Below are 19,257 nucleotides of genomic sequence, written 5' to 3'. Positions count from 1 at the left end.
ATCCGTGATGGGGTGACCTCCTCTCACTTGACGTCTTCCACACGACTGAAGTCGTGGGCTTTCTCCTAGATTTCTGTAACGCCGTGGGCTTTCGCCTCGGATCTCTGTAGGACAAAGCCCCACGGACCTGCGAACTGCGCGAGCGCTGCGACGTATCGCTATACGCCATCTGTCGCACGCGACAGGCTAAGAAGGCTCGAACGGTAGCACAACGGACGTCCCCCATCGGCGATTGCAGTGTCGACGAACGGCGTCAGCCATTCGCCACGGGATACGTGGGTTCTCGCCGTGTGAACCCGCCAAGTCTGCGGCCAACGAATCGACCACCGAAAGTCTGTATCGGCTTGCTTTTCCGGCAACCGAACCGGTTGCGCCAGGGATTTATCAAGGATCCGACCCTGTATGTCGACATGCGCGTCCTCGTGACCGGCGGTGACGGTTTCGTCGGCCGTCACCTGTGTGTCGAACTGGCCGATCGTGACCACGACGTGGTGAGCCTCTCCCGGGACCCTGACCCGTCGGTGTTACCCGACGGCATCGAAACCGTTCGGGGCGACGTGACTGACCCCGACTCCTTCGGCGACGCGTTCGAGAGCGTCGACGTCGTTATCAACCTTGTGGCGCTGTCCCCGCTTTTCACGCCCAGCGGCGGCGACGAGATGCACGAGCGCGTTCACCTCGGCGGGACCGAGAACGTCGTCGCGGCTGCAGAGCGAGCGGGCGTCGATCGGATCCTCCAGATGAGCGCGCTCGGTGCCGATCCGAACGGGCCGACACACTACATCCGCGCGAAAGGGCGAGCAGAAGAAGTCGTTCGGGAGTCTGATCTGGAATGGACGATTGTCCGACCGTCGGTCATCTTCGGCGAGGGCGGGGAGTTCGTCAGCTTCACCAAGCGCCTGAAGGGGCTGTTCGCGCCGGGCGTGCCGATCTATCCGCTCCCCGGCGGCGGGACGCGAACGCGGTTCCAGCCGATCTGGGTCGGCGATCTGGCTCCGATGCTCGCCGACGCGGCCGTCGAAGCCGCCCACGCGGGCGAGACCTACGAACTCGGCGGCCCGGAGGTGCTGACGCTCCGGGAGATCACAGAACTGGTCTACGAGAGCGAGGGCCGCTCGATCAAGATCGTGAGCCTCCCGATGGGGCTTGCCGGCGTCGGACTGAAGACGCTCGGCTCCGTCCCCGGGTTCCCGATGGGAGCCGACCAGTACCGGTCGCTGCAGTTCGACAACACGACCGACGATAACGACCTCGGGGCGTTCGGCGTCGACCCCGAAGCGCTGACCCCGCTCGCGGCGTATCTCGGACTCGACTGATCGGGAGCCGGACCTGTCGTCTCGTTGTCCCGCCTCCGGTCCCGTGTGTTATTTCCACACAGAAGCCGTTCTTAGAAATGATAGACGGACACAAGGCTTTTAATGGTTATACGTATCGTACTACCTCAAGAGATACTTATGAAGCTCGCGATGATCGGCTTCGGGCAGGCCGGCGGGAAGATCGTCGAGAAGTTCCTAGAGTACGACGATCGGACGGGCAGCGGGATCGTCCGCTCGGCCGTGGCAGTCAACACGGCGAAAGCCGACCTGCTCGGGCTCGAACGCGTTCCAGAGGAAAACAGGGTATTGATCGGCCAGACGCGCGTGAAAGGTCACGGCGTCGGCGCGGACAACGAACTCGGCGCGGAGATCGCCGAGGAGGACATCGACGAGGTCCAGAGCGTCATCGACAACATCCCGGTCCACGAGATCGACGCGTTCCTCATCATCGCCGGACTCGGCGGCGGGACCGGATCGGGCGGCTCACCGGTCCTGGCGAAACACCTCAAGCGGATCTACACCGAGCCGGTGTACGGGCTGGGCATCCTGCCCTCCAGCGACGAGGGTGGGATCTACACGCTCAACGCCGCACGGTCCTTCCAGACGTTCGTCCGCGAGGTGGACAACCTGCTGGTGTTCGACAACGACGCCTGGCGCAAGACCGGCGAATCGATGGAGTCCGGCTACGAGGAGATCAACGACGAGATCGTCAAGCGGTTCGGAATTCTCTTCGGTGCGGGCGAGGTCGGCGCCCAGGGCGAGGTCGCGGAGAGCGTCGTCGACTCCAGCGAGATCGTCAACACGCTCGACACCGGCGGCGTCTCGACGGTCGGGTACGCCGCCGAGGAAGTGACCGACGACTCCGGCGGCGGACTGCTCTCGCGGTTCAAAAGCGACGGCACAAGCGACAACATGGACGCAGCCAACACCACAAACCGGATCACGTCGCTGGTCCGGAAAGCCGCGCTCGGTCGACTGACGCTACCCTGTGAGATCAACGGGGCCGAGCGCGCGTTGCTCGTGCTGTCGGGGCCCCCAGCCGAGCTCAACCGGAAGGGCATCGAGCGGGGGCGCAAGTGGCTCGAAGAGCAGACCGGCAGCATGGAGGTCCGGGGCGGCGACTATCCCGTCTCCGACTCCTCGTACGTGGCGAGTGTCATCCTGCTGTCGGGCGTCCACAACGTGCCCCGGATCAAGGAACTCCAGCAGGTGGCCATCGAGGCCCAGGAGAACATCGACGAGATCCGCGCAGAAAGCGAAGAAAACTTAGAGCAATTGGTCGAAGACGATGAAGATGAACTCGATCCTCTCTTCTAAGCGTACGGCGGTCGTGGTAGCGCTCGTGATCGCGGCGGCGGCAGTCGGGACTGTCGCAGCCGTCCAGCCGTCCGACACTGCCGCACCCGACGAGGCGGGGGTCGGCGAAGAGGTCACCGTCGAAGTCACCCTGTCGGAGCTGTACGAAACCGACGACGACTGGACGCTTCGGGGGACGACCCAGCTGGAAAACGTCACGGGCTGGGACGTGGTCCAGACCTATCCGAACGGGACGACCGCCGAGGTGAGCTACGAGGGCGACTCGGAGTTCGAACGGCAGATCTCCTCAAGTGACAACTTCGAGTCGATCACCGTCTCGATCACCGGCGACGCGCCCGCCGTCGAGTCGTTCTCCTACCAGCCGCCACAGTCGTTCGCGGCCGCCGAACTGACGAAAATCGTCGGTGACAGCGAAAGCGTCATCGAGGCCGTCGAGGTCCACCACTACACCAACGAGAGCGAAAACGCGCGTCAGATCATTCAGGACGCCGAAACGGCCGTCAGCGACGCCGACAGCGCCGACGCGGAGTCGGATCTGCAGAACGCGATCGACTGGTACAACGAGGGCGAGTTCGATCGAGCGATCAGCAACGCCGAGGACGCCGAGCAGACCGCAAACGAGGCTACCCAGTCTCAGGACACGATGCAACTGCTCCTGTACGGCGTCGGCGCGCTCGTCGTGCTGGCGCTGATCGGGGGCGGCGTCTACTACTACCGCAACCAGCAGGACGACTACGACAAACTCCGGTGATGCACGTCGTCGTCCCGTTCGACGCTCGCGAGCCGAAAACCCGTCTGTCTCCCGTCCTCGATCCCGGCGAGCGCCGCGAGTTCGCACGGGTGATGCTCCACAGCGTCTGCTCGACCGTCGAAGCGACGGGCCACGAGCCGACGGTCCTGGCGACAGCCGATCCCGACATCGAGTGGCCCGTCCGCGTCGACGACCGGTCGCTGAGCGACGCCGTCAACGCGATGCTGGCCGAGCGTGACGACCCCGTGGCGGTCGTGATGGCCGATCTCGCACTGGCGACGCCCGCCGCGCTGAAGCGAGTCTTCGCGGCCGACGGCGAGGTCGTCCTCGTGGCGGGCCGCGGCGGCGGCACCAACGTCGCGCTGGCGCGCCACCCCGACTTCCGGGTGGACTACCACGGCGTTTCGATCCGCGATCATCGCGAGCGAGCCGCCGCCATCGGCGTCGATCCCACACTTGTCGATTCGTTTCGGCTCTCGACCGACGTCGACGAACCGGCCGATCTGGCCGAGGTGTTGCTTCACGGCCAGGGGGAACCGACCGCATGGCTCCGCGATCACGCCGTCGAAGTGGCCGTCAGCGACGGGCGAGTGACCGTACAACGAAACGAATGAACATGTTCTCGATCCCGCTCCGTGACCGACTCCGCAGTCTGGCCGCGGCCGATCGGCTCGCGCAGTTCGTCGCGGTCGGGACGATCGGCGCGAGCGTCGACATGTCCCTGCTCGTCGTCTTCCACAGCGTCGTCGGCCTGTCACTGGTCATCTCGAAACTCGCCGGGGCCGAAATCTCGTTTCTCGTGATGTTCGTGATCAACGAACGCTGGACGTTCGAGTCGTTCGGCAAGACGTCACTGCGCGCTCGACTGCGCCGGCTCGCCACGTCCAACGGCGTTCGGCTGGGCGGGCTCGCGACCGCGACGACCGTGCTGGTCGTGCTCACCGAAACCGTCGGCCTCTGGTATCCGCTGGCCAACGCCGTCGGGATCGGCGTCGGCTTCTTCGTCAACTACTCCTTCGAGAGCCTGCTCACCTGGCGCGTCCATCGCGGGTGACGTGGACGGCGGCGCGTCCATCGCGGGCGGCGAACGGAACAGTCTTGGCGCGAGCAGTCCCAACGATCGATCCTCGATGGATCCACTCCGGTCGATTCGACGGTCAGTGGGCGCGTTGCGCGGCGAGGGGCGCGGCCGTATTCTGGTCGCGATCGCGTCGGGCTGGGGACTGCTCGTCGGGACGCGAATGACCTATCCGGTCTTACTGCCGTATTTCCGGGAGACCTATGGCTTCTCGCTGTCGGTCGCGGGGTTGCTGGTCACGATCCTGTGGCTCGGCTCGGCAATCGGACAGCTCCCGGGGGGTATCCTGGCCGACCGCTACAGCGAGCGACGCGTCCTGACCGCCGGGCTCGGCGTCGTCGCGGTCGCGCTGACTGCCGTGGTGCTGGCCCCCGGCCCGGGAGTCGTCTTTCTGGCGACCGGGCTCGTCGGGATCGGGCTCTCGCTGTATCCCATCGCCCGGATCACCGTGCTGTCGTCGATCTATGCCGACTCGGTCGGGAGCGCGCTGGGCGTGACGATGGCGACCGGCGACGTCGGCCAGACGGTCCTGCCGCCCGCGATCGGTATCGTCGCAGCCGCAGTCGCCTGGCAACTCGGACTGGGGCTGCTCGTCCCGCTCTTTCTCGTCCTCGCGACGGTCGTCTGGGTCGTCGTCCCCGACGACGGGACCGGCTCGGAACGCGAGGCGCTCTCGGCCGACCTCGCCCGGGACGTCCTCGGCGTACTGCGTACTCGAACGATGGGACTCGTCACGGTCGTGCTCTTCTTCTACATCCTGGTCTGGCAGTCGTTCACCGGCTTCTATCCGACGTATCTCGTCGAGATGAAGGGGCTGTCCGAGAGCGTGGCGGGCGGGATCTTCGCGCTGTTTTTCGGCTTCGGGGTCGTCGTGAAGCCGATCGCCGGGACCGCCTACGACCGCGTCGGGATGCGTCGATCGCTACTTGCCGTGCTGATCGGACCGGTCGTCGGACTGGCCGCGCTCCCCTTCCTGGAGGGGTTCTGGCCGATCGTCGCGCTCACGGCGCTGGTCAGCACGATGCTGGGATCGGGGGCGATCACCCAGTCGTATCTCGCCGACGCGATCCCGGCCGACATCCGGGGGACGGGGCTGGGCGTCGTCCGGACCACGGCAGCGTCACTGGGCGCGCTCGGCCCGGTCGGGTTCGGCCTGCTCGCCGACCGCGGATACTTCGATGCGGCGTATCTCGTCCTCGCGGGGCTGATGGTGCTGATCGTCGCGCTCACGACGCGACTGCCGCGGTCGTCCTGACGGTCGCCGCTCGGCTGGCAATCGTCCCCGGTGGCGAGTGCGACCGGTGGCGGTACGCTTTTGGCCGTCAGTCGGCTATCGGTCGATGTGATTCCCGGGGCTGACGCCCACGACGTGGACATCGAGATCGACGAAGCGGCCATCGAGCGACTGCTCGAGGTGACGCCGGCCGACGTCGAGGCGGCCGACGAGTTGACCTTCGCCCGCAACGTCTTCGTTCCGCTGACGACGGCCTGCCGGTACACCTGCACCTACTGCACCTACTACGATCCGCCGGGAGAGGCCTCGCTGCTCTCGCTTGAGGAGGTCAGAGAGATCTGCCGGACGGGGGCACAGGCGGGCTGTACGGAGGCACTGTTCACGTTCGGTGATGATCCCAACGACCGCTACACGGCGGTCCACGACCAGCTCTCGGAGTGGGGCTACGGCTCCATTCACGAGTACCTGCGGGCGGCTTCGGAGATCGCGCTCGAGGAGGGACTGTTGCCCCACTCGAACCCGGGCGACCAGACGCGCGAGCAGATGGCCACGGTGGCCGACGTGAACGCCTCGATGGGCGTCATGCTGGAGACGACGGCCGACGTCCGGGCCCACGCCGGTCCGCGTTCGAAGTCCCCCGGCCAGCGACTGGCGACGATCCGCACTGCCGGCGAGCTGGGGGTGCCGTTCACGACCGGGATCCTCGTCGGGATCGGCGAGGACTGGCGCGATCGGGCCGAGAGCCTCCTGGCTATCCGCGAACTCCACGAGCGATACGGCCACATCCAGGAAGTGATCGTCCAGCCGGTCGTCGAGAACGAGCGCTGGTCGGGCGGCTCGCCCGATCTGGCGACGATGCGACGGGCGACGGCGATGGCTCGCGCCGCCCTGCCCAACGAGGTCAGCGTCCAGTCGCCGCCGAACCTCGCGCCCGTCGAAGACCTGCTGGACTGTGGCGTCGACGATCTCGGCGGCGTCTCGCCGGTCACCGACGATCACATCAACCCCGAGCACGCCTGGCCCGCAGTCGACCGACTCGAGGAACTCGCCGACGAGGCCGGCGTCCCGCTGTCGGAGCGACTCCCGGTGTACGACCGCTATCTCGAAGCCGGCTGGTGTCCCGACCGGATCGAGACCGCGATCGAAGCAAACGACGATGCCGGCCGGCGGTTCAGGGCCGTGCTGGAAGAGGCCGAACGGTAGTCGATCCCGCTATTTCGTCCCCGATCGGTGTTTCGCCCACCCGACGCGCTCCCGCCCGGCCGCCACTAGGCTGTCGGCGTGTCGTCCGGGGGCGTCCGGTCGATATCCGGATCGTAGTCGGCGAGCCGGTGGTGCTGGGACGGCGTCCCGAGGACGTACAGCGAATCACCGGCCTGCAACGTCACGCTGTCGTCGGGGAACGGGATCGGCTCCTCGCGCTCGATCAGGAGCACGTCGCCGGGAAGCCATCCGACGAACTCGCCCACCATGGAGCTCCCGGCGGCCACGGACACCGTTGTCACCGTCGAATCACTCTCCCAGACGTGTTCGGCCAGTTCGCGGGCGTCGTCGACTCCGTCGGGGCGGACGAGTAGTCGATACTGGTCGCCGTCGAGCGCGGACGCGTCGTCGGCGTCGACCGCCACTGTCGTCACGTCGCCGTCTGTCGCACGGACGCTCCCGGTCGCGACCGGCCGGGTCGTGTCGCCGCGGTCGTCCCGGATCTCGACGGGGTCGCCCGAACCGACGCTCGCGGGCGGATCGGCCACGATCCCGACAGCGCCAACGCCGGGCGGAACTCGCGGACTGAGCCCGCTCGGGCGCGCGCCGACCGCGAACCGCTCGACGGTCCCGTCCGGCCCGACCGTCGCGTGGACGTGATCGACATCGAAGTCCTCCCGGACGCGCTCGGCGAGGCGGTCGCCCAGTTCGTCGGCAGCGAGTCGGCGCGGGAACAGCATCGTCCGACCGGCCAGTCTGGCCCGCGTCGCTTCTCCAACCGGCTCGTAGCCGTCGAGGCGTTCGATCGCGTCCGGCAACGTCACGGGGACCGCGAGGTTCCCGGCGCGAACGAGTCTCGCCGCCGGCCCGCTTGCGTTCACGTCGTCGATATCGTAGACGTCCCGGGCGATTCGGTCGCCGATCCGGCGGCCGACCACCGATGCGACCGTGGCGACGACGAACACGCCGAGGACGTACGCACCGCTCGCCCGGTGGAACAGCGGCGTCGGGGAGACGAGAGAGCCGTCGGTCACAGTTTCGACGTACAGCCACGCCGACGGGACCGACAGGCCGACGAGCAGTCCGACCCCGGCGGCGAGACGACGACGGCTGTACCACCGGTGAGCGACCGCGACGAGCACGGTCACGACGCCCGCGAGCAACCCGAACCCGAGTATCCGGACGAGCGCGCGGACCGTCCAGTCGCCGACCACCGCCAGCGGGATCACGAGCCGTCACCCCCCTTCCGGGCCCCCTCGAAGCGCCGGAGTGCGTCGCTGCCGGTCGTCCCGGTCACGAACGCGGTCCGACCCGGCTTCATGACATCCCGTTCCGGCGTAAACTGCCAGCCGCCGTCGGACGCCTCGACCGCGAGCACGCTGACGTCGTCTCCGAGGTCGGCCGTGTCCCTCTCGCCGACGAGCACCTTTCGGACGGACGCTCCGGCTTGCGAGAGCGCGCGGAAGGCCTCGAAAGCGCTGGTCGCCTCGTCCGACACGGCGACGACGCGGACCCGATCCGCCGACAGGATCTCACCCGCCGATTCGACCGGCACGTCGACCGTGATCCGCGTCTCGCCGCCGTCGGCGGCACGCTCACGAACAGTATCGTCGAGATCGGTTCCAACAGCGAGGACAGTCCCGTCGGCCGATTCGTCGCCCGTGTGAACGACGACGGAGTCCCCGGGCGCAAGTTCCGTCGGCGCGACCACGCGTACCGAGACCGCTCTGTGATCCGCCTCGAGTCGAGACGAAATGGTGTTCGACGGCGGCGCCGCCGCGATCGTCGCCCGACCCCGCGGGTCCATCTCCACGGACGCCGCCTCGATGCCGTACTGTGTGATCAGCGTCGCCTCGAGACGGGACGCGAGCGCCGAGAGCGGAAGGTCGGCCGGCAAGCGCCAGCTGTCGTCGGCGATCTGCGTACGAAGTGTCGGCGACAGCGGCGGGTGTCCCTCGAGATCGCGGACCCGACCGGCCGGTCGCACCGTCACCTGTCCGAGACCGTCGACCGCGTCGATCGCGTCTTCGGACAGCGTTCGCTCCGGCCTGACGGCGACGCCGACGTTGCGCGGAAGCGTCCGCGCGAGACGCTCGCCCTGACTCGCGGCGAACACCGACAGCAACACGCCGACGACGAATACGACCGCGTTCCGGGCGACCATCCCCGTCTCGAGGGCGAGCACGTCGGCGTAATACCCGCTCACAGCGACCAGCGCCAGTGCGAGCGACGCGACGACCGACGCCGGCAGGGCCCGATCGGCGACGTAGGCGACTGTTGCGTGCAGTACCCCCAGTGCGATCGCCGGCAACACGCCGACGAGCAACCCGAACGAGATCCCCAGCAGGATCTCGACCGCGATATCCCCCATGTGACGTCAATATCCAACGAGAGATAAATCAATTTCGATTCTATCTAATTCTATATTTTGTCTCTATTATACATCTTCCGTGTGGCTCGGGATCGGTTGTCTCGTGGACGACGATCACCGGGCTGTTGCCGTCCGGCCCGATTCACCGTTTCCAGACGGCGACGGACAGTCTGCCGGACTCGACGACGCCGGGCGCTATCCGGACGGGGATCGGACGGACGAGCACGTCGGCCCGTTCCGGTGGCTCTCCGGATCCGTACGCGTCGGTGTTCCCGTCCGGTGTGTAGACGACTCTACCGTCTGACTTCCGGCCGTCGCCGGTGCGGTACGTGACGTCGACGGAGACGCTGAACCCCCGGGGAAGTACCGAGTGATCGATCGCACCCGACGGATCGGAGAGCGTCCCGGCGTCGTAGACGCCGTCGCCGCCGAGTTCGTCCCAGACGCGCTCCGCGGTGGCGTCCGTCGGCGCTCTGTCCGACTGCCCGGGCAACAGTTCCGTCAGCACGCCGCCGTAGGTCGTGATCGCGATCGCGACCAGCACGACGGCGAACAGCGCCGCGATCGGTTCCGTCTGTCCGCGATCACATCGTGACCAGGACGACACGGCGCTCACCTCCCCACCAGTACTCGATGGAACGCACGCGCAACGTCCCGTCAGCGCTACGCCACTCCGGGTCAGCCGAATCGACGGCCGCGATCGCTTCCTCAATGTCCTCGTGGAGCTGCTCCTGTGCCGGTTTCAGAGGGGACGTGTACGCGCTCGTAATCGGTTTGCCGTGCAAGACGGCCGCGAGTTTCGTGTCCTCCTGGACCGGGACCACGGACCCGTACGCGAGCGTCGCCTTCGTGACGCCGTGCTCGTTTCGCATCGCGATGCGTTCCCTGTCGACCCAGTAGGAGCGCGCGTCGTGTTCGTAGGTCCCGGTGGCCTCGTGTGCGCTCCCGGCGACACGATCGACGGCGTTGGCCGCCGCGTGTGCGTCCGGCGGCGGCCCCGACGGGAGTCCGAGCGCGATCCCCATCGCTGCGACGCTCACCATGGCGACGCCCACCCAGACGTACCACGCGTCGGCCGGTGCCTCGAGGTCCATACCGTCGCTGGTCCAGCCATCGTACTTAAATCGTCACATCAGCTGCCCAACGAGGACGACCGAACCGACGTACAGCGGCATCGCCGTCAGTAGCGACTGGCCGACGCGATAGCCGACTAGCGGACGGTCGAGCCCGTGTCGGAGCCCGACCGAGAGCGTCGTCAGCACGGCCGACATGACCAGCACGTACACGCCGACGACGAGTCCGAGCGGTTCGGTCGAAAGCGGTTCGGCTCCGAACTCGCCGACCGAATCGGTACTGTTGATGACGTCTGCGAGCGCCAGCACCGTGCCGGCGATGAGCGGGCCGAAGTACGCGGCCGTCGTATCGAGCGTTCCGGTGACCGTCGACAGCTGGCGTTTGGCCTCGCTTTCGACGTCCTGGAGTTCCTCGAGGTGGTCGGCCATCGAGACGACCGCGCGACCGGCCGGCTGTCCCTCATCGGCCGCGATCGAGAGCAGTGACGCCGTCCCGTGTGCGCGAGCGCTCGGAACCCCCCTGAGTGCGCCGTATTCCCCGAAGAACGCCTCGCGAACGGTCAGGTGGAGTCGCTTCTGGATCCCGGCGGCCTGCGCGAAGACCTCGCCCGTCTCGGCCGGGACGCGGTCGCCGGCCTGCCGGATCGCGGCCTCGACGGCCTCGCCTTCCGATACCTGGCGTCCGACGAGGTACAGCGCGTCCGTGAGGTGCTCCTCCACGTCGCGGACGTGCTCGCGAACGTCAGTGATCGGATCGAAATACGACAGCAGGAACCCGCCGACCCCCGTCCCGAGGGCGGCGACGGGCGAGAGATAGCCGACGCCGAACGCCCCGAGCGACGGCACGGCGTACCCGATCGCCCCGGTGACGAGTCCGACGACCAGCGGGAGCCACAGCCGATCGGGGACGTCCGGGTGATCGCGGTCCACCCGTGGTGGCGGAAACGCCACCGGTCGTCGCACGAGCAGCCAGACGCCGGCCCCGATCAGCACCGCCGGCAGCGCGATATCGTAGAGGACGACGAACACCCAGATCGACACCGGCACGCCGGCCATCGCGGCGGCGGGAACCAGCGCGATCATCGCCATCGGGATCATCACGCCGAACGCGTACAGCCCCGTCGTCGGCCCGCGGATCGCGTCGGTGAAATCGGCCATCTGCTCGCGCGTGCCGTGCAGGATCGCTTCCAGCGACCGGTCGAGAGTTCGAGTGCGCTCGCCGTCCGGTGCGTTCTCCGCCGTCGAGAGCAGATGCGCCGACCGTCGCAGCGCCGGGAAATCATCTGCCCAGTGCTCCGCGAACTCGATCAGCCCCGTCCGGGGCGTCCCCATCGCCCGGTCGATGCTCGACTGGAGGCTCTCCGAGAGCGGGCCCTGGCCGGTTTCGGCGGCGAACGCGACCGCAGTCTCGGTGGCCGGGCGGATCTCCATCCGCAAGACTGCACGCCCGATGAGGTTCGGGGCGTCCCCGAGCGCCCTGGTGCGCTTGAACGCCGCGAGCAGTCCCGGCAGTTCGTGTACCGCGTGGACCGAGCCGAGCGCGAGCGCGAGTGTCACCAGCACTGCGACGGGCGGCGGGACAGGGAGGAATACGGACAGCCCGACGCCGAACGCGACGCCGACGATTCCGGCGCCGTATCCGGCTCGAACGACCGTCTCCGGATCGTACGGTGCCTCGATAAACGCCACCGCCTGCGTGAGTTCGTCAGACGGGTCCGCCTCGACCGGTGCCAGCAGCGCCAGCGTGTCGAGTACAGCAAGCATCCCCTCACCCCGACAGTTCGAACGCAGTCGGTCGATTGGTCGGCTGGCCCGTGCCGCGGTTCCCGTAGGCGACGGCGACCTCACGCGGCTCCGTCGTCCCGTCCGCGGCGAGCCCCGCGATCAACTGCTCGCGGTCGTCGACGCGTGTGAGCAGGTCCGCGTACTCCTCGGTCGGCTTTGCGAGTTGCCCCAGCAGCCGGCTCTCGCCGCGGTCGATCCGGTCCGTCGCGGTCGCGCTGTCGCCGTCGACCTCGTACAGCGGTTCGAACCGGATCTCGCCGTCCTCGACGACGACCTCTTCGATCCGCGAGAGCCGACGCTTGCGGCCGGTCGGGGTCTGGTATGCCTGCACGGTCACGACGAGGTCCGTCGCACCGAACGACGACGGCGCGACGTTCAGGTCCGACACCACCCGCTCGTAGACGTCGGCGGCCCCGTCGCCGTGGATCGTCCCGAGGACCGCGTTCGCGTTCGCCCCGACGCGCATCGCCTCATAGAGGACCTGCGCCTCCTCGCCGCGGATCTCCCCGACGACGAGTGCCCCGTCACCGAGCCTGAGGGCGGTCCGGAGCGCGTCGACGGCAGTGATCTCCGGCCCCTCGCCGGTCCCGGTCCGCAGCGCCTGCACGTCGCGGTCGACCCGCTGGAGCTGTTCGACGGGAAGTTCGGGCGTGTCCTCGATAACGACCGTCCGCGTTCCGGGCGGGAGCTCGTACAGGAGCGTCCCGAGCAGCGTCGTCTTCCCGGCGCCGCGCGTCCCCGCGATCAGCGTCGCAGCGTTGCGCTCGACGGCGACCGAGAGAAACGCCGCGGCCCCGGCAGTGAGCGTACCGTTCGCGACCAGTGCCGGGAGCGTGAACGCGTCGTCGGCCCGCTCGCGGAACGCGAAGGCGACGCCGTCGGCGACCGGGTCGGTCACGCCGGCGATCCGGATCCCGGTGCCGTTGTTCAGCGACGCCGTGGCGTCGACGGTCGGGTTGGCCCGCGAGAACGACCGGCCGCTGGTCTTTCGCACCCGCGAGGCAAGCGCGCCCCCGCCGCTGCGGGTCAGGGTGACGTTCGTCGACAGCAACTCGCCGTCGACAACGACTCGAAGCGGGTTCGTCGTCACTGGCGAGGTGACGTACACGTCCGTCACGCGCGGGTCCGCGAAGAAGTCCTCCAGGACCCCGTACCCGCTCGTGTGCTTCTCAAGCACCGCTGTCACGCGGGGGTCGACCGACCCGTCGGCGACGTACTTGATCGCTTCCGAGGCCAGCCGTCGGCCGTCGACCAGCCCGTTCGCGATCGCCTCGTAGCCCTCGACCACGAGCCGGCGCTGGTCGGCGTCGAGATCCGTATCGACGAGCTCGAGCGCGTACAGCGACGCCCCTTCGGGCCGGTCGTAGATCCGGGCCTCACTGCCGGTCTCCAGCGACGTGACGTCTCGGAGCGAGGCGTGCTCGGAGACGCGCTGATCGACGAAGTAGTGGCCGACCGACAGCCCGATCGTCGGCGTGAGGACCGCCTCGTAGTCGTCGATTCCCGCGGCGGCCTCGATCAGCCCGGCTCTGCTCGCGATGTTCGCGATCGGATCGACGCGGTCGCGCAGTTCATCGGCGACCGACAGCGGGTCGGTGACCGCCGTCGCAGCGAGTCGGTCGTGACGATCTCCCAGAAGGTCGACGAACCGGGCGGCCGCGGCCAGCAGATCGATCGCGCGCTCGCTGTAGCCGTATTCCAGGCCCCGATCGCGGACGATCAGTTCCGTGACGGCGTGATCGATCATCGTCTCGACGACCGTCCGGCGACAGGCCGTCGACGCCGCCAGATCGCCGCTGCACTCGGAGGCATCAACCGTCAGCGTCCCGTCCTCGACTACCGTCGTACAGGTGCATGCCGGCGGGTCCCGGTCGGGCAGAATCGGCGCAAACAGCGACTCGATACCGAGCGACGCGGCCACTGACCGGGCGGCCGTTCCAGCGCTGGGTCCGGACATACCACGCGTGGCCTCCCGATCGGACTTAAACTTCGACAACGAGCAGGGCGACGGCACAGACGGACAATTGACGATGGCGAAATGGAGATAGCCACCAGTATGACAAACGATTAGGGGGAGAGACGTGTACTTCCGGTCAAGAGATGTACGACGACATTCTGCTCCCGTTCGACGGCAGCGACGGAGCGGCGGCGGCCCTCCATCACACGGCCGAGATCGCACACTGGGCCGACGCCACGATCCACGTCCTCTTCGTGGCGGATACGACGCGCGACAGCGTCACGGTCGTCGAGGCCCACGTCGTCGACACGCTCGTCGAAAAGGGCGAAGAGATCGTCGAGGACGCGGCCAAGACCCTGCGCACGCTCGGAGCGGACTACGAGACTGACGTCATTCAGGGCAACCCGGCGCCGATGATCGCGGAGTACGCCGAGCAATACGGCCACGACCTGATCGCGATGCCGACACACGGCCGAGCGGGCATCTCCCGGTACGTCATCGGCAGCGTCACCGAGAAGGTCGTCCGGCTCTCGGACGTGCCAGTGTTGACGATGCGGATGCAACCCGACGAGCAACTGACGTTCCCCTACGAGAACGTCCTCGTTCCGACCGACGGGAGCGCCCGGGCGGTTCGGGCCGGCGAACACGGGCTCTCGCTCGCCGCGGCGCTCGACGCGACCGTGCACGTGCTGTCTGTCGTGGAGGACGACCTGCTCGGCCTGGACGTCGGATCGGCCGACGCGGAGCGCCAGCAGGCCGCGACCGATGCCGTCGACGACCTCGTCTCGGCGGCCGAGGATCGCGGCGTCACGGACGTCGTCCGACACGTCGAACGCGGGACGCCCGACGAGGTCATCCTCGAGACGATCGAGGCGAACGATATTCACGCCGTCGTCATGGGGACCTCGGGCAAGCGCGGCACCGATCGCATTCTGCTCGGGAGCGTCGCAGAGAAGACCGCCCGATCCGCGCCAGTCCCCGTCATCACTGTCGGGCAGAGTGAGTAGCCGTTCCGGAAACGCTGGTGGCCCGTCTGGGAACTCGAACCAGGGACTCCCATCGATATCACTCCGGTGCCCACGGGCCGATCCCGGCCAGTCGTCCCAGCAGCCACCCGAACACGAACGGCGTCAGGACGGCCAGACAGAGCAGTCCGATCCATCGCAACGGCGGCGGCTGGAGCGCGAGGTAGCCGAGATACAGGATCCCGATCACCGGCAGCCCGCGCTGGAGGAGGCTCATCAGAGCACGTACTCCGACTCGTGGAGCTGGACGTACTTGCCGTCCCGGAACTGTCGCCGGAGCCACCTGTAGCGGGCGACCACCGACAGCCCACTCAGGCCCGCTCCGAGCGCCTGTCGATAGCGCGACCCCTCGATCAAGAGCATCCGACCGACGGTGGCGAAGGTTTCGTCCCAGTCCGACGGCTCCATGTCACGCGCCAGCTCCGCGAGCGTGACGTTGCGCAGGACTTCGTCACCGAGCGCACGTTTCCACGCACGGTTGTAGCGACGGAGCCGGTCCGTGGCGGCGAGCCGACCGGCGAGTTTGCCGGTCCGGACGGCGACGTGATCGCCGCCCTCGTGGAACGCCGAGGTCGCGCCCATCGCGCCGCCGACGACGGCGATGTCGGCCTGGGTCGGTGACTCGATCGGCCGCGTCGAGGAGATTGGATACGCTTCCGTCCCGCCGCGTTTGCCCCGGTCCTCGACGAGCGGGAAGTCATCGAGGTCGTACTCGGGATAGCGCCACTCCAGCAGCCGACGGAGGTAGACCCGGCCCGGCGGCACCTGCTCGTCGCCCGGCTCGAGCAGCGCGTAGTCGCCGCGGTTCCGGACGTCTCCGAGGTCCGTTCCGATCGGCATCGTCAGTCCGACGCGAGCGACGCCGTCGTCGTTCGGGAAGATCCAGGGGTAGGCGGTGTGACCGGGGATGATGCCCCACCAGAACTTGAGTAGGTCCTCGTCGAACAGCTCGTCGGGGATACGGCGGTGTTCCTGATAGGCGATGTGGTTCGCGCGATCCGGGCCGAGGAGGTCTGCGACCGACCGGTCGTCGGGCATGAACTGGTCGAGCGCGTCGATCGTGACCGTCCGCTGGGGGCCGTCCGCGAGCACGAGCGCGTCGGCCTCGACTTGCTCTCCGTCCGCCAGCGTCAGCGTGTGCACGAACGAGCCCTGTTCGAACGTCGACGTGACGTCGTTGACGCTCGTACCGACCTCGTAGGACGCGCCGGCGACCTCGGCTTCCTCGCGGAGCCAGTCGTCGAAGCGGGCGCGGTGGAAGGCGAACCCGAATTCGTCGTAGCTGGCGTCGATCCCCGTCTCTCTGAGCGTCACCGACTCCGACGGCCCCTCGAAGACCGCACCGTCGAGCTCCTGCAACACGATATCGTCGGGGATCTCCTCGGGTTCGTAGTCCATGAGGTCGACCCAGTAATCGAGCATGCCGGCTGCGTCGGTCGAGTCGGGGCCCAGCCGCTCGCGGTCCGCCCGGGGGACCCCCTTCTCGACGACGAGCACGTCCGCATCACGCTCGGCCGCGGCCCGCGCGGCTGACGACCCCGCCGGACCGCCGCCGACGATGGCGACGTCGACTCGTTCCATACCTGTACCCCGACCTGTCGATAGTTAAATCTCGTGACCTCGGGTCACGCCGCCAACGGGAGCATTGATACTGGTGGCTATACCATTTCGAACTGATCTGGCACGCCGTCGTGCCAGATATCGTTACGAACGTATAGCCACCAGTATGACAAACGCGGCACACCATGACCCGTACGATGACAGCGTTACCCGAGATTCTCGTCCTCCCGCAGAAGCCACACGGGATCCCGGTCGAGTCGCTCGTCTCGTCGCTGCGCGCACGCTACGACGGGGACGTGTCGCTCGCCCGGACGAGCGACGAAATCGACGCGGCGTTGCCCTCGGCGACCGTCGTCGTCGGAAACTACATCTCGCCCGACGACCTCGACCAGGCCGGGGCCCTCGAACTGTTCGCCTGCTCGTACGCGGGCACCGACCACCTCCCGCTCTCGGAACTGCGCGAGCAGGGCGTAACGGTGACCAACGCCGGCGGCGTCCACGCATCGAACGTCGCCGAGCACGCCGTCGGGTCGCTGCTTTCGCTGACTCGCGGTCTCTTCCGGGCGCGCCGCCAGCAACGCAACCACGAGTGGCGCAACTTCCAGCCCGGCGAACTCGCCGGCCGTACCGTCACTGTCGTCGGACTGGGCGCGATCGGAACGGCGATCGCCCGTCGGCTCCGGCCGTTCGACGTCGACCTCCGGGCAGTCCGTCACACGCCGGAGAAGGGCGGCCCCGCCGACGCGGTGTTCGGCTACGACGACCTCGAGACGGCGCTTGCCGGTTCCGAGGGGGTCGTACTCGCGTGCCCGCTGACCGAGACGACCGAGGACCTGCTGGACGGTGCGGCGTTCGACCTGCTCGATCCCGACGCGGTCGTCGTCAACGTCGCCCGCGGCGGCGTGATCGAGACCGACGCGCTGGTCGACGCGCTGCGGTGGAACCACATCCGCGGGGCCGCGCTGGACGTGACTGATCCCGAGCCGCTGCCCCCGGAGCACCCGCTCTGGGACTTCGAGAACGTCCTGATCACGCCGCACAACGGCGGGTACACGCCCGAGTACTACGATCGACTGGCCGATATCGTCGTCGGGAACGTCGAGCATGCGGTCGAGTCCGGCTCGTGGGACAACCTCGACAATCAGGTCGTTCCGTGACTACTCAACGTAGGTGTACTTCCGCTCGCCCATTCGACCCCAGCCGTCGAAGACAAACTCGCCGTCCGGCGTCGTGAGCGGGTCGACATCGACTGACTCCTCGTGATTGTGCACGTCGTGGATCGCCTCGTACTCCTCCCATGAGATGTCGTAACGCTCGACCAGTTGATCGTCGACGTTGAGCTGTGCGATCTCGTCCTCCCAGCCGGGCTGGACCGTCTCGCCATGGATCTCGGCCTGCGCCCCCGAACCGTACGAGCCGACCAGCAGTCGCTCGTTGTCGAGGTCGATGCCGTTCTCGCGGGCGTGCTTGAGCGCCGAGATGCGGGCGAGGTGGACGGAACTGGTGTACCAGTTGCCGACGCGCGAGGAGATGTCAAGCGTCGGCTCGATCGCGCGGCTGTACCACTCCTGATAGCGCTCGGTCTCGGTCAGCTTGTCGGTGTACTCTTTGAGCGCCTCGCGGTACGCCTCGTCGTCGTCGAACGCCTCGGGCCGGGGCTGGCGGCCGATCTCCTCGGCGAGTTCGTCCTCGACCTCGGTACCGCGCGCGACGTGTCGATACCCCAGCGGGGCGGCCTTGCGCACCATGCCCGGGAAGGGTGTGTGGAACGGGATGAACGCGAAGTCGTCCGGGTGGGTCTCCACCTGCGTCTCGTAGTCTTCCAGGGCCTCGCGCATCCGCATGAGATACACCTGCATCGAGCGCTTGCCGTCGACGCTCGGGAACTGCTGGTTGGGCTTGAGGAAGTCCGTCTCGTCGACGCTACCGATACCCTGCTCGGGCTCGATCGTGACGAGATCGGGGTCCTCGTCGATGAGCATCGCGACGGCACCGGCACCCTGGGTCGCCTCGCCGGAGTCGCCGCGCTCGTAGAGGGCCGTGTCGGTCGAGATCACGATCGCGGCGCGACCGCGGTTCTTGTCGGCGGCGATCCAGTTGACGGCGTCGTCGACGCTCTGGGTGCCGGCGATGCAGGCGAACTTGCGCTCGCCCTTGTTGGCGTGGCGGAAATCGCCGTCGTAGACCTGTTCCAGACAACCGGCGACGTACGTCGAAACCGGCTTCGAGTGATCGAACGCGCTCTCAGTTGCGACATCGATCCGGCCGATGTCGTCCGGTTCCAGACCCTTGCGGTCCATCAGCCGCTTGGATGCGTTGGCCGCCATCGTTACGATGTCCTCGTACGCGTCCGGGAACGAACTCGCGTGCAGTCCCAGCCCCTTCGTGTACTTCGCCGGGTCTTCGTCCTTGACTTCCGCGAACGTCCCCGGGAGATCGAGCTTGAGCTTCCCTGACCGGAACTCGACGGCGTCGATTCCTACGTCCTTCATGTTCACCTGTCCTGACGGGGAACTGGGTTAAGTGTTTGTCGACTACTGATACGACGATCGTCGAAATACGCCGGTTTTTTGTCCGACGCACGTCC

18 protein-coding genes are annotated in these 19,257 nt (G+C 67.6%); 9 read left to right on the top strand and 9 right to left on the bottom strand.

Features of this window, described 5'->3' with window-relative positions; genetic code table 11:
• The first annotated feature begins 410 nt into the window (after positions 1 to 410).
• The 7 genes from HSR122_RS02790 to cofG all read left to right on the top strand — a co-directional run bounded on the left by HSR122_RS02790 (position 411) and on the right by cofG (position 6,899).
• Positions 411 to 1,316 carry a complex I NDUFA9 subunit family protein gene (locus HSR122_RS02790; protein ID WP_229111168.1) on the top strand — a complete coding sequence of 302 codons (906 nt, stop codon included), beginning with the start codon at positions 411 to 413 and terminating at the stop codon, positions 1,314 to 1,316.
• 138 nt (positions 1,317 to 1,454) lie between these two features.
• On the top strand, positions 1,455 to 2,633 hold the full coding sequence (locus HSR122_RS02785; RefSeq protein ID WP_229111167.1) for a tubulin/FtsZ family protein: 1,179 nt from the start codon (positions 1,455 to 1,457) through the stop codon (positions 2,631 to 2,633).
• On the top strand, positions 2,605 to 3,384 hold the full coding sequence (locus HSR122_RS02780; protein ID WP_229111166.1) for a hypothetical protein: 780 nt from the start codon (positions 2,605 to 2,607) through the stop codon (positions 3,382 to 3,384). The genes HSR122_RS02785 and HSR122_RS02780 overlap by 29 nt, the downstream gene beginning before the upstream one ends.
• A complete protein-coding gene (cofC, locus tag HSR122_RS02775; RefSeq protein WP_229111165.1) occupies positions 3,384 to 3,998 on the top strand; it encodes a 2-phospho-L-lactate guanylyltransferase in 615 nt (204 codons plus the stop codon). The genes HSR122_RS02780 and cofC overlap by 1 nt, the downstream gene beginning before the upstream one ends.
• Positions 3,995 to 4,438 carry a GtrA family protein gene (locus HSR122_RS02770; protein ID WP_229111164.1) on the top strand — a complete coding sequence of 148 codons (444 nt, stop codon included), beginning with the start codon at positions 3,995 to 3,997 and terminating at the stop codon, positions 4,436 to 4,438. The genes cofC and HSR122_RS02770 overlap by 4 nt, the downstream gene beginning before the upstream one ends.
• Before the next feature lie 76 nt (positions 4,439 to 4,514).
• Complete coding sequence (locus HSR122_RS02765; protein WP_229111163.1) at positions 4,515 to 5,717, top strand: MFS transporter; 1,203 nt, start codon at positions 4,515 to 4,517, stop codon at positions 5,715 to 5,717.
• 87 nt (positions 5,718 to 5,804) lie between these two features.
• Positions 5,805 to 6,899, top strand: coding sequence for a 7,8-didemethyl-8-hydroxy-5-deazariboflavin synthase subunit CofG (cofG, locus tag HSR122_RS02760; RefSeq protein ID WP_229111162.1), 1,095 nt, complete (start codon positions 5,805 to 5,807; stop codon positions 6,897 to 6,899).
• Positions 6,900 to 6,964: 65 nt separating this feature from the next.
• Here the strand turns inward: cofG and HSR122_RS02755 are convergent, their stop codons facing one another.
• The 6 genes from HSR122_RS02755 to HSR122_RS02730 form a co-directional block, all read right to left on the bottom strand.
• Positions 6,965 to 8,128: a TrkA C-terminal domain-containing protein gene (locus HSR122_RS02755; RefSeq protein WP_229111161.1), complete on the bottom strand. Its 1,164-nt coding sequence runs from the start codon at positions 8,126 to 8,128 to the stop codon at positions 6,965 to 6,967.
• A complete protein-coding gene (locus HSR122_RS02750; protein ID WP_229111160.1) occupies positions 8,125 to 9,270 on the bottom strand; it encodes a hypothetical protein in 1,146 nt (381 codons plus the stop codon). Before HSR122_RS02750 ends, HSR122_RS02755 begins: the two co-directional genes overlap by 4 nt.
• 142 nt (positions 9,271 to 9,412) lie before the next feature.
• Positions 9,413 to 9,877 (bottom strand): DUF7285 family protein, encoded by a 465-nt coding sequence (locus tag HSR122_RS02745; protein ID WP_229111159.1) that lies wholly within the window; start codon positions 9,875 to 9,877, stop codon positions 9,413 to 9,415.
• Positions 9,855 to 10,364 (bottom strand): DUF7283 family protein, encoded by a 510-nt coding sequence (locus HSR122_RS02740; protein WP_229111158.1) that lies wholly within the window; start codon positions 10,362 to 10,364, stop codon positions 9,855 to 9,857. Before HSR122_RS02740 ends, HSR122_RS02745 begins: the two co-directional genes overlap by 23 nt.
• A gap of 33 nt (positions 10,365 to 10,397) precedes the next feature.
• A complete protein-coding gene (locus HSR122_RS02735; RefSeq protein WP_229111157.1) occupies positions 10,398 to 12,107 on the bottom strand; it encodes a secretion system protein in 1,710 nt (569 codons plus the stop codon).
• A 4-nt stretch (positions 12,108 to 12,111) separates the two neighbouring features.
• Complete coding sequence (locus HSR122_RS02730; protein WP_229111156.1) at positions 12,112 to 14,085, bottom strand: type II/IV secretion system ATPase subunit; 1,974 nt, start codon at positions 14,083 to 14,085, stop codon at positions 12,112 to 12,114.
• A 143-nt stretch (positions 14,086 to 14,228) separates the two neighbouring features.
• On the opposite strand from HSR122_RS02730, the gene HSR122_RS02725 reads away from it, so the two are divergent.
• Positions 14,229 to 15,092, top strand: a complete 864-nt coding sequence (locus HSR122_RS02725) for a universal stress protein (RefSeq protein WP_229111155.1) — start codon at positions 14,229 to 14,231, stop codon at positions 15,090 to 15,092.
• 58 nt (positions 15,093 to 15,150) lie between these two features.
• Here the strand turns inward: HSR122_RS02725 and HSR122_RS02720 are convergent, their stop codons facing one another.
• On the bottom strand, positions 15,151 to 15,327 hold the full coding sequence (locus HSR122_RS02720) for a hypothetical protein (protein WP_229111154.1): 177 nt from the start codon (positions 15,325 to 15,327) through the stop codon (positions 15,151 to 15,153).
• Positions 15,327 to 16,691 carry an NAD(P)/FAD-dependent oxidoreductase gene (locus HSR122_RS02715; RefSeq protein WP_229111153.1) on the bottom strand — a complete coding sequence of 455 codons (1,365 nt, stop codon included), beginning with the start codon at positions 16,689 to 16,691 and terminating at the stop codon, positions 15,327 to 15,329. Before HSR122_RS02715 ends, HSR122_RS02720 begins: the two co-directional genes overlap by 1 nt.
• Before the next feature lie 176 nt (positions 16,692 to 16,867).
• Between HSR122_RS02715 and HSR122_RS02710 the strand changes: the two genes are divergently transcribed.
• Positions 16,868 to 17,827: a D-2-hydroxyacid dehydrogenase gene (locus HSR122_RS02710; RefSeq protein ID WP_229111152.1), complete on the top strand. Its 960-nt coding sequence runs from the start codon at positions 16,868 to 16,870 to the stop codon at positions 17,825 to 17,827.
• Here HSR122_RS02710 and hmgB read toward each other — a convergent pair whose 3' ends face one another.
• Positions 17,828 to 19,162, bottom strand: coding sequence for a hydroxymethylglutaryl-CoA synthase (gene hmgB / locus HSR122_RS02705; protein ID WP_229111151.1), 1,335 nt, complete (start codon positions 19,160 to 19,162; stop codon positions 17,828 to 17,830). It lies immediately after the preceding gene.
• Positions 19,163 to 19,257 lie beyond the last annotated feature (95 nt).

It is taken from the genome of Halapricum desulfuricans, from assembly GCF_017094525.1.
GTDB classification, from domain to species: Archaea; Halobacteriota; Halobacteria; order Halobacteriales; family Haloarculaceae; genus Halapricum; species Halapricum desulfuricans.
The sequence above is the reverse complement of the archived record's forward strand: the minus strand, read 5'-3'. Positions and strand labels throughout refer to the sequence as shown.